The sequence below is a fragment of the Microbacterium sp. NPDC028030 genome (assembly GCF_040637855.1).
Lineage (GTDB): Bacteria > Actinomycetota > Actinomycetes > Actinomycetales > Microbacteriaceae > Microbacterium.
The window spans coordinates 203,625-216,239 of record NZ_JBEZXF010000003.1; the positions used below are offsets into that span (position 1 = coordinate 203,625).

A 12,615-nucleotide genomic window follows, 5' to 3' on the forward strand; every position below is an offset into this window, starting at 1 on the left:
CCTCCCCCATCGAGACCTCGTCGCCTTAGTACCAGGCGAGGGAGCGCTCTCATCCGCCCGTGCGCCACCGCGCGCGACAGATCACTCAGCCGCGCTGGTCGGGCTTGTCCGGCTTGCGGCGACTGCTCCATGCCGAGAAGGCCGCTGCGGCCGCCCCCGCCGCACGATCGATAGCGTCGGCGGAACGACTGAGCATGTCCTGAGCCGCATCCTGCCAGGCGGCAGTCGCCGGAGCCTCCCCCGCCTGCACCTTCGCCGCGTGTTCGGCCGCCTCGAATGCGCGCTCGAGATCGGCGACGGCATCGCGATAGGCGGCGAACTCCGCCGGAGTCACACGCCCCGCAGCCGCACGGCGCATCTCGACCGCGTGCCCCGCCGCTCGGAAGTACGCGGCGGTCGCAGGACTCTTGACATCCGTCATCCCCGGGTACGCGATCTGCAGTGCGGGGTCGGTCTCGTAGCGCATCCACCGCGCCGTCACGGCATCGTGAGCGGCATGCAACCGCTCCAGGGGCTTGGGCTCGGAGGCCGACGGCACCGCCGCCCTCGCGGCGTTCAGCCTCACCTGTCGGGCTCTCACGTCGGCGGACGCGGCCTTGGCGTCACGCTCGCGCTCGCGCAGCATGCGTCTGGCCCCCGCGACCTGCTCGGCTGTGGCGCGCTGGGCAGCACGTTCGGCAGAGACGCGGGCCAGGTCGGCGCGCGCGATCTTCAAGGCCGTGCGGCGTTCGGCGGCCACCAGCTGCGCTTCTCTGAGGTCATGACGGGCGGCATCGACCGCGAGGCGGCGACCGCTCACCGTGCTGCTGTGACGACGCATTCCCATGACACCTGCCGTTCCCGCCGCGACTGCCGTCGGCGCGACCCACCACCACTCGGCAGCGAGCAGCAACGGATCCATACCTCGATGCTACCGACGCCTCGCACTCGACGCGCGGGGGTGGCATCGGGATGCCTTCTCGTCTGCCGCGACCTCGGCCGCTCCGCCATCCCGGCGAGGACGGTTCGGGCCGCGACAGACGAGGGCGTGGTCACACCAGCGTCTCCTGCCAGGCCGCGTGCAGCTGCGCGAACTTGCCGCTGCCGCCGATGAGCGCCTCCGGGGTGTCATCCTCGATGATCTCGCCGTGTTCCATGACCAGCACACGGTCGGCGATCGCGACGGTCGACAGGCGGTGCGCGATGATGATCGCCGTGCGGTCCTTGAGCAGGGTCTGCAGCGCATCCTGGATCAGCCGCTCGGACGGGATGTCCAGCGAAGCCGTGGCCTCGTCGAGGATCAGCACCGCGGGGTCGGCGAGGAACGCCCTCGCGAACGAGATGAGCTGACGCTGCCCGGCCGAGACGCGTCCACCGCGCTTGTTCACGTCGGTGCCGTACCCGTCGGGCAGGGACGAGATGAACTCGTCGGCTCCGACAGCGCGCGCCGCCGCCCTGATCTCGTCGAGCGAGGCATCCGGCTTGCCGAGCGCGATGTTGTCGGCGACGGTGCCGCTGAACAGGTAGGCCTCCTGCGTGACCATGACGATCGCGCGACGGAGGTCCTTCGGGTGCAGCGAGCGCAGATCGACGCCGTCGAGGGTGACCCGCCCCTCGGAGGGGTCGTAGAACCGCGAGATGAGCTTCGCCAGCGTGGACTTGCCCGCACCGGTCGTGCCGACGAGGGCGATGGTCTGCCCCGCCGGGATGTCGAGCGAGAAGTTCGGGAGGATCGTCTTCTCGCCGTTGTAGCCGAAGGTCACCTCGTCGAACTCGATGTGACCGCGGGACTCCCAGAGATCGACGGGCTTCTCGGGATCGGGAACCGTCGGCACCTCTTCGAGCACGCCCGACACCTTCTCGAGCGCTGCCGTGGCCGACTGGTAGGAGTTCAGGAACATCGCGATCTCCTGCATCGGCGCGAAGAAGTTGCGCACGTACAGGACGGCCGACAGCAGCACACCCACGGTGAGCACGCCCTCGGAGACGCGGATGCCACCCCACAGCACGACGATCCCGAGCACCAGCGCCGCGACGCCCATCAGCCCGGGCTCGAACGTACCGAACAGCAGCATCGAACGGCGGTTGACGTCGCGGTACTCGCCGGCGATCTGCTGGAACGCCTTGTCGTTGCGCGGCTCCTTGCGGAACGCCTTCACGGCGCGGATGCCGGTCATCGTCTCGACGAACTGCACGATCACCTTCGCGCTGATCACGCGCGACTCGCGATAGACGAGCTGCGACCGCGAGTAGAACCACTTCATCAGGAAGAACAGCGGCACTCCGCCGATCGCGAGGATGAGGCCGGACTGCCAGTCCCAGACACACAGCGCGATGAACGTGAAGAGTCCGAACAGCACGCCGGAGACGAGCTCGTTCAGGCCGCCGTCGAGGAGCTCCTTGATCGAGTCGAGGTCGCTCGTCTGCCGCGAGATGATGCGCCCGGACGTGTACGACTCGTGGAACTCCAGGCTCAAGCGCTGCGTGTGCAGGAAGATGCGCTTGCGCAGATCCAGCAGCACGGCCTGCGTGAGCTTGGCCGCGATGATCACGTACCAGGCGATCAGGACGGCCGCCAATGCGCCGGCGGCCAGGTAGACGCCGCCGATCATGAACGTCGGCATCCAATCGGCGTTCTCCAGCACCGCGGGCAGCGCACGGTCGAGGCCGATGCTGATGAGGATCGGACCGGCGACCTGCAGTGCGGTGGACACGATCAGCACGGCAGCGGCCAGCACGATCTGCGGCTTCAGCGGGCGGACGAGGGAGCCGAGCAACCGGAGGGACCGACGACGGATCTCCCTGCTCTCCTCGCGGGTGTACTCGGAACGATCCTCGTCCTGGGTTCCGGTGATGGCGGAGCTCATCGCTGCACCTCCTTCTCGGTGGTCGGGTCTTCGTCGGCGGCCTCCATCGCGAGGCGCTCGCGGACCTCGTCCTCGACCTGCTGTTCGTCGCGGATGATCGGGATGGCGCCCGTACGCGCCGCCTCTTCCGCCTCGAGGCTCGAGATGACGTGGCGGTAGTGCCGGCTCGTCTTCAGCAGCTCCGAGTGCGTGCCCACGGCCGTGACCCTGCCCGCCTCGAGCAGGGCGACGCGGTCGGCGAGTGCGACCGTGGATGGGCGGTGCGCGACGATCATCGCCGTGGTGTCGGCGAGGACGTGTCGCAGTGCCTCCTCCACGAGCGCCTCCGTGTCTACGTCGAGCGCCGACAGCGGGTCGTCGAGCACGAGGACCTTCGGCTTCGCCGCCACAGCGCGGGCGAGGGCGAGCCGCTGGCGCTGACCACCGGAGAGGCTGAGCCCCTCTTCGCCGATCACGGTCTCGACGCCGTCGGGCAGCGAGTCCACGAACGACGCCTGCGCCACGTCGAGTGCTTCGCGGAGCACCCGCTCGCCCTCTTCGCTGTGCACGTCGAGCTCCGCGCGGCCGAGCAGCACGTTCTCCCGCACCGTCGCCGAGAACAGCGTCGCGTCTTCGAACGCCATCGCGATGTGCTGGCGCAGCTCGGCGAGCGGAAGATCGCGCACGTCGACGCCATCGAGCGTGACCTTGCCGCCCGTCACGTCGTACAGGCGCGTGGGAAGGGTGGTGAGCGTGGTCTTGCCGCTGCCGGTCAATCCCACCAGGGCCATGGTCTCGCCGGGGCGCAGCACCAGGTCGATGCCGTCGAGCAGGTCGCGCTCGTGGGCACCGGCATCCTGATAGCGGAAGTGCGCGTTCTCGAACGCGAGCTCTCCTCGGGGGTTCTCGATGTGCACCGGGTTCTCCGGATCGGTGATGGTGTTGGTCTCCGAGAAGATGTCGAACACGCGATCGGTCGCCGTGCGGGCGTCGAGCATGAACGAGAAGAGGAAGCCGATCGACTCGATCGGCCAGCGCAGCACCACGGCCATCGCGAAGAACGCGAACAGCTGCGCCTCGTCGATCTGCCCCACCGAGATCAGCCAGATGCCGGAGATCAGGCTCAGACCGAACGCGATCTGCGGCATCAGGTCGAGCCAGAACCAGATCGACGCGATCGCGCCGGCCTTGCTCATCTCGGTCTCGCGGAGGGTCTCGGCCTGACGGCTGAACCTGCTGAGGGCGTGCTTGCCGCGACCGAAAGCCTTCAGGACGCGGATGCCGTGGACGCTCTCCTCGACGCTGGTCGCCAGGTCGCCGGCCTGATCCTGGCTACGACGGGTGAGGGCGCCGTAGCGCTTCTCGAACAGGTAGCCGCGGATCCACAGCGGGATGGCGGTGACCAGGAAGATCGTGCCCAGCAGCCAGTGCCAGCGGAACAGCAGCACGGAGCCGATGATGATCGTGAGGACGTTGACGACCAGCAGCACGAGACCGAACGCGAGCCACCGGCGGATGAGGCCGATGTCCTGCATCATGCGGCTGAGCAGTTGGCCGGATCCCCACTTGTCATGGAACGACACCGGGAGCGTCTGCAGGCGCGAGTACAGCTCTGTGCGCATCTTGTACTCGACCTCGGTCGAGGGGTTGAGCACGAACTGGCGTCGCAACCACACCATCAGCGCCTCGCCGAGGCCGAGCGCGAGGACGGCTGCCGCACCCCAGACGATCGCGCTGATCTCGCCCGAGCGCACGGGTCCGCTGATGATCTGCTCGAGGACGATCGGGATCATCAAGGCGATGACGGCCGCGACGAGCGCGCTGGCGGCACCGCCGGCGAGCCGCCAGATGACGGGCTTGACAAAGGGTTTCAGCCGCCACAGTGCGGCCGGAGTGGAAAGGGTCGATGACGGCGAGGGAGTGTGCACGGAGGGCGAGGAAGACATGTCTCTCAGACGAGTTTCGTGTGAACTGCGGTTACGGAAGGGGCGGATGCGAGAGCGGACTCACGGAGTCCGGCATCCGAGCGAGAGCGGGCGGGGTGGCTCTAGGAGAGCGGGCGCGCCGGGGTCGAGCCGAGAGCTGCGATCTGCGCGGTGGCGATCGTGGTCATGATGTCCTCCTCAGGGGCTCGGCGATGTCGTCCGGTTGGCGCGACAGCCCACCAGCCTATGGCTGTGAACCAGCTGAGTGCAAGAGGAATTCCCGATTCATCCATCTCCCGCCGGGAACGGCTGAGCGCCGCGCCCTCGGGGCGCGGCGCTCAGCGCTCGTGGTCACCGCGCTGCAGCCTCGCGCGACAGAAGACTCTCCTTGACCGCGAGGCCCCAGGCGAAGCCGCCCAGGCTCCCGTCCGTGCGCAGGACCCGATGGCACGGGACGAAGAGCGCCGGGGCGTTGCGGGCGCAGATCGACGCGGCCGCACGCACGGCGGCCGGATTGCCCAGGTGCGAAGCGAAGCCGGTGTAGGTGAGCGGTGCGCCGGGCTCGATCTCCCGCAGCGCCGACCACCCTGCGAGTTGCAGTGCGGTACCGGACTGCTTCACCGCGACCGCGTCGATCGCCGAGAGGTCTCCCGCGTAGTAGGCCTCGACAGCCGCAGCCGCCTCGGTCTCTGCCTCGCGCACCTCCTCTGGACGGTTCGCCGCAGACAGCCGCGCGAGGATCGCCTCCACGTCGGAGGTCCATCCCGACGCCAGCACCCGCTGCCGGTCGTCGGCGAGGATCGTGAAGGCGCCGTCTGGGGTCTCGATGGTCTGGATGAGGGCGGTCATGGTGTCTCCTTCGTCGTCGTGGCTGTGTCGAGGCGAGCGCGGTGCGGCGCGGATGCCGGCGTCTTCCGACCGACGGGTCGCACCGGGGCGGCACGCCAGAGGTGCGCGCTCAGGTAACTGCGCCATGGGGCCGTGCGCTCCGCCCACGCCGTGAGAGGTCGCGCATCTCCGGGCAGACCCGACGCCGCAGCTCCTGCCCGCAGCGCGACGTCGCCCGGGAGCAGGATGTCGGGGTCGCCGAGAACGCGCATGCGCACGTAGTCGGCCGTCCAGGGACCGATGCCCGGCATGGCGAGGAGTGCGCGGCGCTGCTCGACGCCGTCATCGCCGACCGTGAGCGTCAACGAGCCGTCGGCGAGGGCGGCTGCCGCACCCGTGATCGCGCGGATGCGCGCAGCAGGGCCACGGAGAACCTCGGCACCGCGCTCCGCGATCGCCGACATCGTGGGGAAGAGCATTCCCTGCTCGGTGCGCTCCCCCAGCGCGTCCGTGAGCGCGATGAGCGCCGTGCGGGCAGCGACCACGGTGATCTGCTGCCCGACCATGGCGCGGATGAGCATCTCGTGCGGGTCGGCCGAACCGGGAACGCGCATGCCGGGAGTGCGGGCGATGAGAGGCGCGAGCTCGGGGTGCGTGGAGAGCGCCTCGTCGATCGCCAGCGGATCGGCGTCGAGGTCGAAGATGCGGCGCACGGTCGACACCAGAGGCGCGAGGTCACCCAGCCGCGCGACACGGGCGCGCAGATGGAGGCGCTGCGTCTCGTCCTGCGTCACCTCGAACCACGCGGGTCCGCCCGACATGCGCAGATGCCGGGAGAACGACGTCGCTGTGGCCTCTTCGACACCGGGAACGGCGCGCGCAGCCATCCAGGCGAAGATGCCGCTCGCATCCAGTGGACCGCGATACGGGAGCACCAGGTCGATCGCTCCCGGTGCAACGGATGCCGGCAGGCGTCGACGTGCTCTGAGCTCGCCGGGAGTGAGGCCGAACACCTCGCGGATCGTGTCGTTGCACTGACGGATGCTGGCGAATCCCGCGGAGAACGCGACGTCGGAGATCGGCATGTCGGTGCCGACGAGCAGCATCCGCGCGGTGTGCGCGCGATGAGCCCTCGCGAGCGCGAGGGGCCCGGCTCCGAGTTCTGCAGTCAGCAGGCGGGTGAGGTGCCGACCGGAATAGCCGAGTCGCGAGGCGAGGCCGGGCACGCCCTCGCGTTCAACCACTCCGTCGGCGATCAGGCGCATGGCCCGCGCCGCCGTATCACCCCGGACGTTCCACGCAGGAGACCCGGGGGCGGCCTCGGGCAGACACCGCTTGCACGCACGGTAGCCCGCCTCGTGCGCCGCGGCGCTCGTCGGATAGAACGTGACGTTCTGCGGCTTGGGCGTGCGCGCAGGGCAACTCGGACGACAGTAGATCCCGGTCGAGCGCACCGCCGTGACGAACTGACCGTCGAAGCGGGTGTCGCGCGCACTGATCGCACGATAGCGCTCGTCGAAGTCGATCACGGGGAAGGTCATGCCTCCACCCTGTCACGCCCCACCGACATCGACTGGCGGAAATCGGACATCGCGGTGAGGGGTCAGAACACGCCGTACACGCTCGGCGCGATACGGCGTTTCCTGACCCCTCACGCCCCGCCCGCCCGCGTGACGGACTTCGCTCAGTGGAAGAAGTGGCGCTCGCCGGTGAAGAACATCGTGACGCCCGCCTTGCGCGCCGCGTCGACGACCTCCTCGTCACGCACCGAGCCGCCCGGCTGCACGATGGCGGTGACACCGGCGTCGATCAGCACCTGGGCGCCGTCCGCGAACGGGAAGAAGGCGTCGGACGATGCGACCGAACCGGCGGCACGGTCACCCGCACGCTCGACCGCGAGGCGGCACGAGTCGACGCGGTTGACCTGGCCCATGCCGACGCCGACCGTGGCGTTGTCCTTCGCGAGCACGATCGCGTTCGACTTGACCGCGCGGCAGGCCTTCCACGCGAAGATGAGGTTCTCCATCTCCTCGTCGCTCGGGCGTTCTCCCGAGACGAGCTCCCAGTTCTTCGCGACGGAGACGATGTCGTCGGGGAAGCGGTCGGCATCCTGCAGCAGCAGGCCGCCCGAGACCAGGCGCACATCCATCCGCTCCTGCTGCCAGTCTTCCGGGAGCTGCAGCAGCCGCAGGTTCTTCTTGGCCTTGAACACCTCGAGCGCCGCAGGCTCGAACGACGGAGCGACGATGACCTCGGTGAAGATGTCCTTGAGGTTCTCGGCCATCTTGAGCGTCACGGTGCCGTTCGCCGCGATGACGCCGCCGTAGGCCGAGACCGGGTCGCACTCGTGGGCGCGCAGGTGGGCGCTGGCGATCGGGTCGAGCGCGTTGGGCGCCGTGGTGGCGATCCCGCACGGGTTGGCGTGCTTGATGATCGCGACGGCCGGCTTCACCATGTCGTATGCGGCCCGCAGCGCGGCATCCGCGTCGACGTAGTTGTTGTACGACATCTCCTTGCCCTGCAGCTGGGTCGCCTGGGCGATGCCGTGGCCGCCGGTGCGCGTGTAGATCGCGCCGCGCTGGTGCGAGTTCTCGCCGTAGCGCAGGGTGGCGAGGCGCTCGGCCTGGATCGTGAGATGGGTCGGCAGATCGCCGTCGTCCTGCAGCGTCCCCTCGGCGAACCACGAGGCGACGGCGGTGTCGTATGCGGCCGTGTGGGCGAAGGCGCGTGCGGCGAGTTCGCGCCGCTGCGACAGGGAGGTTCCGCCCGCGTCGAGCGCCGAGATGATCCCGGGATAGGACTGCGGCGAGACGACGATCGCGACGTTGGCATGGTTCTTCGCCGCCGCGCGCACCATGGCGGGCCCGCCGATGTCGATCTGCTCGACCACGTCGTCGCCGACGGCACCGGAGGCGACCGTCTCGACGAACGGGTAGAGGTTCACGACGACGAGCTCGAACGGCGTGATGTCGAGTTCGGCGAGCTGACGCTCGTGGTCTTCGAGGCGCAGGTCGGCGAGCAGGCCACCGTGGATCTTGGGGTGCAGCGTCTTGACGCGGCCGTCGAGCATCTCGGCCACGCCCGTGACGGCGGCGACATCAGTGACGGCGATACCGGCCTCGCGGATCGTCGAGGCCGTGGAGCCGGTCGAGACGATCTCCACGCCCGCCTCGGCGAGCGCCGCCGCGAGGACGAGCAGGTCGGTCTTGTCGCTCACCGAGACGAGCGCGCGCCGGATCGGCACGGCATCGCGATCGCGGTAGAGCGTGGGGTCGTGGCGGGGGCCGGCCATGAGGGCTCCTTCGTGCGGGGCGTCGGGTGGGGGTCAGGAAGTGGAGGGGAGCGCGAGGTCGCCGGTGGCGATCCCGCGGACGACGTCGATCAGCAGCCGACGTTCGACGGGCTTGATGCGCTCGTGCAGGCTGTGCTCCGTATCGCCTTCGCGGATCGGCACACGCTCCTGCGCCAGGATGGGGCCGGAGTCCACGCCGTCGTCGACGACGATCACGCTGGCACCGGTCTGGGCGGCACCGGCAGCGAGGGCGTCACGGACGCCGTGCGCGCCGGGGAACTCCGGCAAGTAGGCGGGGTGGGTGTTGATCAGGCGCGGCGAGTACTCCGCGACGACCGACGGCGGAAGCAGCCGCATGAGACCGCTGAGGACGACGAGGTCCGGGTTCCAGACGGACAGCTGACGGGAGAGCTCCTCCCCCCAGGCCTCTCGGCTCTCGTGCTCGTGCCACGGCACGGTGAAGCTGGGGATGCCGAACTCCTCGGCGTGGGCCAGGCCGTCGGCCTCGCGGTCGGCGCCGACGACGATCACCCTGGCGGGAAAATCGGGATGACGAGCGGCCTCGAGGAGGGCGCGAAGGTTCGAGCCGGTGCCCGAGATGAGAACGGCGACCGTGAGCACGCGCCCAGTCTACCGGGGAGCGCGACCGGCTCCGTCCGACGGGTTCGCGTCGCGGAGGTCATCCAGTGGCGCCGTGTCGTCGAAGGCGGAGGGTTCATGGAAGGACGCATCGGCCGACGCCCCCGGCGCCACGGCGATCGGGGCCGGATCGGTCTGCAACGCCGACATCTCGGCGATCCAGCGATCGGTGCGCTCTTCAGCCAGCTCGTCGCGGTTCCGCGGCGACAGCAGCAGGATCGCCGCGCCCACGAAGACCTCCGCGCCGAGCGCGAGCGCGAACGGAAGCACCGCAGGACCGACCACCGCCAGCCTTCCCGGTCCCATCGACCCGTTCGCGAGCGCCGCAGCGATCGCCGCGACACCGGCAGTGACCCCGGCGATGCCGACGGCGATCGTCGCCCGCTGCAGCATGCCGAGCGGCGTGCCCTCCCACACGAGCCTCGAGCGGACCGCCCATCCGGCGAACGCCCCGGCGGCGACAGGGACGAGCACGACGATCAGCATCCAGATCGAGCTGTTCTCCGGCAGCAGTCCGAAGACGGGGATGCCGGGCACGACGCCGAGCTGGGTCCCCGCAGGGGATACAGCGGTTCCGGCACCGACCGCGAAACCGGGACCCGCCAGCCACGACGCGGTCCACACGATCAGCGTCGGCAGGTAGACGAGCTGCCCGAGGGTCATCACGGTCGCGCCGAGGGCATCGACGCGGGCGGCCTGGAACAGCGCCACCACCTCGCCCCCTCGCAGCAGCACGGTCACGGCGAGCGCCAGGGCAGCGGACCCGACGACGCCGACCAGCGCGAAGGCGGCCCCCCGTACCGCGGCGACCGGGACCGGCGCCCACTCGTCCCTGGCGTCGAACCAGTCGTGCAGACGGTCGAGCACTCCCCCGTCGCCCTCCTCCCAGGCGATGCGCACGGCTCCGCAGACCACCCCGACCAGGTAGACCGCGGCGGGGAGGACTATCGCGAGCGGCAAGGGAGTCTGCGCCGCGTCGAGCCTGGTCGTGAGCGCGACCCCGACCGAGATGAGTGCGAACGCGCCCGCTCCGGTCAGCGAGCCGAGGAGCCACGCCCCGGCCGTCGCCGCTCTCCCACCCGACCGGGCGGCGAACAGGAGTGTGAACAGCAGGAAGGCCAGCGGGGTGATCGACACCGCGAAGGTCGCGGCCTCCGGCGGGATGCTCAGCGCCACCAGGAGCGCGTCCGGGATCGCGACGGTGAGGGGTGCGCCGTGGCCGAACTCCCAGAGCGTGCCGGTCAGCGGCCAGAGGGCTCCCCAGTCGGCCGTGATCCCGAAGGCGACGGTCCACAGCAGCGTCAGCGGAGCCAGCAGCACGACGAGACCGACCGCAGCGGCGATGGCGGCGTCGAAGGCGGCGAGGAGCGCGACGAGGAGGCGTTGCATAGCGATTCGAGACTACGACGAGTTGCCGACGAAGCCCTGGGGGCGCGCGTGGGCTCCGCGACACGATAGCGTTTCTCCGGAGGTTTCCCGATGACAACTGCCCCACCCGCCCCCGCATCCACCGAGCCCACCGGCGCTCTGGACCGCTTCTTCGAGATCAGCAAGCGCGGATCGACGATCGGCACCGAGGTCCGAGGGGGTCTGGTGACGTTCGTCACCATGGCCTACATCGTGATCCTCAACCCGATCATCCTGTCCGGCAAGCCGGATGTCGCCGGCAACATGCTCGACTTCAACGCCGTCGGTGCAGCCACCGCGCTGACCGCCGGAGTCATGACGATCCTGTTCGGGTTGGTGACACGCCTGCCGTTCGGGTTCGCCGCAGGGCTCGGGATCAACGCGTTCGTGGCCTTCTCGGTCGTCGGGCAGGTGACCTGGCCGGAGGCCATGGCCCTCGTGATGATCAACGGCGTCGTGATCGTGCTGCTCGCGGCCACCGGCCTGCGCAAGGCGATCTTCGACGCGGTGCCGTTCCAGCTCAAGATCGCGATCACTGTGGGCATCGGCCTGTTCATCGCGTTCATCGGCTTCGTCAACTCGGGATTCGTCACGGCGACCGGAGCCTCCTCGCCTCCGGTCGGCCTCGGTGTGAACGGCTCGGTCGCGACGGTTCCGACCCTGCTCTTCGTAATCACGCTCCTTCTGACCGGCATCCTCGTCGCCCTGAAGGTCAAGGGCGGCATGCTGATCGGCCTGATCGGCGGCACCGTCCTCGCGGTCATCGTCGAGGCGATCTGGCACATCGGCGCACGCGGCTTCGACGATGAGGGCAATGTGGTCAACCCGGGCGGCTGGGGCCTCACGGTGCCCGCGCTGAACGGCTCGCCCGTCGGGATCCCCGACCTCAGCCTGATCGGCGCCGTGGACTTCGGCTTCGATCTGGGCAAGGTCAGCCTCGTCGCCATCGTGATGATCGTGTTCACCCTGCTGTTCACGAACTTCTTCGACGCCATGGGCACCATGACGGGCCTCGCGAAGGAGGCGAACCTCGCCGACGACAATGGAGACTTCCCGCGCATCAAGTCGGCGCTGGTCGTCGAGGGCGTCGGAGCGATCGCGGGTGGCGCGACCTCGTCGTCGTCGAGCACGGTGTTCATCGAGTCCGGCGCCGGTATCGGCGAAGGCGCGCGCACCGGTCTCGCCAACGTGGTCACGGGCGTCGTGTTCCTGATCGCGATGTTCCTGACACCGCTGACGTCGATCGTCCCGACCGAGATCGCGGCGGCAGCGCTGATCATCGTCGGCGCGATGATGATGGCGCAGATCCGGTTCATCGACTTCACCGACTTCCGCGTGCTGCTGCCGGTCTTCCTCACCGTCTCTGTGATGCCGCTCACGTACTCGATCGCGAACGGCATCGGGGCGGGCTTCGTCAGCTGGGTGCTCATCCACGCGTTCTCCGGCAAGGTCAAGAGCATCAGCCCCCTGCTGTGGGTGGTCGGTGCCGGCTTCCTGATCTTCTTCGCCCGCGGCCCGATCGAGGCGCTCTTCGGCGTCGGGATCTGACGCGGAACCACGAAAGAGGGGCGGGTGCTGCGGCATCCGCCCCTCCTTCGTGCCTCGCGCGCCTTGCTCCGCCCGCCACCTCCGACACCCTGCGATGTCACGGACGCACGACCGCGACGCGGATGCACGACCGGACCGCGCATGCCGTCGC

Annotated in this window: 9 protein-coding genes; 1 reads left to right on the forward strand and 8 read right to left on the reverse strand. The window is 69.4% G+C overall.

What is annotated here, in order from left to right; all coding sequences use genetic code 11:
• Positions 1-85 precede the first annotated feature (85 nt).
• The 8 genes from AB0E56_RS15425 to AB0E56_RS15460 all read right to left on the reverse strand — a co-directional run bounded on the left by AB0E56_RS15425 (position 86) and on the right by AB0E56_RS15460 (position 10,898).
• Positions 86-901, reverse strand: a complete 816-nt coding sequence (locus AB0E56_RS15425) for a hypothetical protein (RefSeq protein WP_359800426.1) — start codon at positions 899-901, stop codon at positions 86-88.
• Positions 902-1,031: 130 nt separating this feature from the next.
• Positions 1,032-2,846 (reverse strand): ABC transporter ATP-binding protein, encoded by a 1,815-nt coding sequence (locus AB0E56_RS15430; RefSeq protein WP_359800427.1) that lies wholly within the window; start codon positions 2,844-2,846, stop codon positions 1,032-1,034.
• On the reverse strand, positions 2,843-4,771 hold the full coding sequence (locus AB0E56_RS15435; RefSeq protein WP_359800430.1) for an ABC transporter ATP-binding protein: 1,929 nt from the start codon (positions 4,769-4,771) through the stop codon (positions 2,843-2,845). Before AB0E56_RS15435 ends, AB0E56_RS15430 begins: the two co-directional genes overlap by 4 nt.
• 330 nt (positions 4,772-5,101) lie before the next feature.
• Entirely contained in the window at positions 5,102-5,599 is a 498-nt protein-coding gene (locus AB0E56_RS15440) for a methylated-DNA--[protein]-cysteine S-methyltransferase (protein WP_359800432.1), read from the reverse strand.
• Positions 5,596-7,119, reverse strand: a complete 1,524-nt coding sequence (locus AB0E56_RS15445) for an AlkA N-terminal domain-containing protein (protein WP_359800434.1) — start codon at positions 7,117-7,119, stop codon at positions 5,596-5,598. The genes AB0E56_RS15440 and AB0E56_RS15445 overlap by 4 nt, the downstream gene beginning before the upstream one ends.
• 143 nt (positions 7,120-7,262) lie before the next feature.
• Positions 7,263-8,870, reverse strand: a complete 1,608-nt coding sequence (gene purH / locus AB0E56_RS15450; protein WP_359800437.1) for a bifunctional phosphoribosylaminoimidazolecarboxamide formyltransferase/IMP cyclohydrolase — start codon at positions 8,868-8,870, stop codon at positions 7,263-7,265.
• A gap of 33 nt (positions 8,871-8,903) precedes the next feature.
• Entirely contained in the window at positions 8,904-9,491 is a 588-nt protein-coding gene (gene purN, locus AB0E56_RS15455; protein ID WP_359800439.1) for a phosphoribosylglycinamide formyltransferase, read from the reverse strand.
• Positions 9,492-9,500: 9 nt separating this feature from the next.
• Complete coding sequence (locus AB0E56_RS15460) at positions 9,501-10,898, reverse strand: DUF6350 family protein (RefSeq protein ID WP_359800441.1); 1,398 nt, start codon at positions 10,896-10,898, stop codon at positions 9,501-9,503.
• 90 nt (positions 10,899-10,988) lie between these two features.
• Here AB0E56_RS15460 and AB0E56_RS15465 point away from each other — a divergent pair, with 90 nt between their 5' ends.
• Positions 10,989-12,464, forward strand: coding sequence for an NCS2 family permease (locus AB0E56_RS15465; RefSeq protein WP_359800444.1), 1,476 nt, complete (start codon positions 10,989-10,991; stop codon positions 12,462-12,464).
• The last annotated feature ends 151 nt before the right edge of the window (positions 12,465-12,615 follow it).

Bases quoted from the DNA above. Each gene is read 5' to 3' on its own strand.
- AB0E56_RS15425 (WP_359800426.1), bottom strand. From the start codon at position 901: ATGGATCCGTTGCTGCTCGCTGCCGAGTGGTGGTGGGTCGCGCCGACG.
- AB0E56_RS15430 (WP_359800427.1), bottom strand. From the start codon at position 2,846: ATGAGCTCCGCCATCACCGGAACCCAGGACGAGGATCGTTCCGAGTAC.
- AB0E56_RS15435 (WP_359800430.1), bottom strand. From the start codon at position 4,771: ATGTCTTCCTCGCCCTCCGTGCACACTCCCTCGCCGTCATCGACCCTT.
- AB0E56_RS15440 (WP_359800432.1), bottom strand. From the start codon at position 5,599: ATGACCGCCCTCATCCAGACCATCGAGACCCCAGACGGCGCCTTCACG.
- AB0E56_RS15445 (WP_359800434.1), bottom strand. From the start codon at position 7,119: ATGACCTTCCCCGTGATCGACTTCGACGAGCGCTATCGTGCGATCAGT.
- purH (WP_359800437.1), bottom strand. From the start codon at position 8,870: ATGGCCGGCCCCCGCCACGACCCCACGCTCTACCGCGATCGCGATGCC.
- AB0E56_RS15460 (WP_359800441.1), bottom strand. From the start codon at position 10,898: ATGCAACGCCTCCTCGTCGCGCTCCTCGCCGCCTTCGACGCCGCCATC.
- AB0E56_RS15465 (WP_359800444.1), top strand. From the start codon at position 10,989: ATGACAACTGCCCCACCCGCCCCCGCATCCACCGAGCCCACCGGCGCT.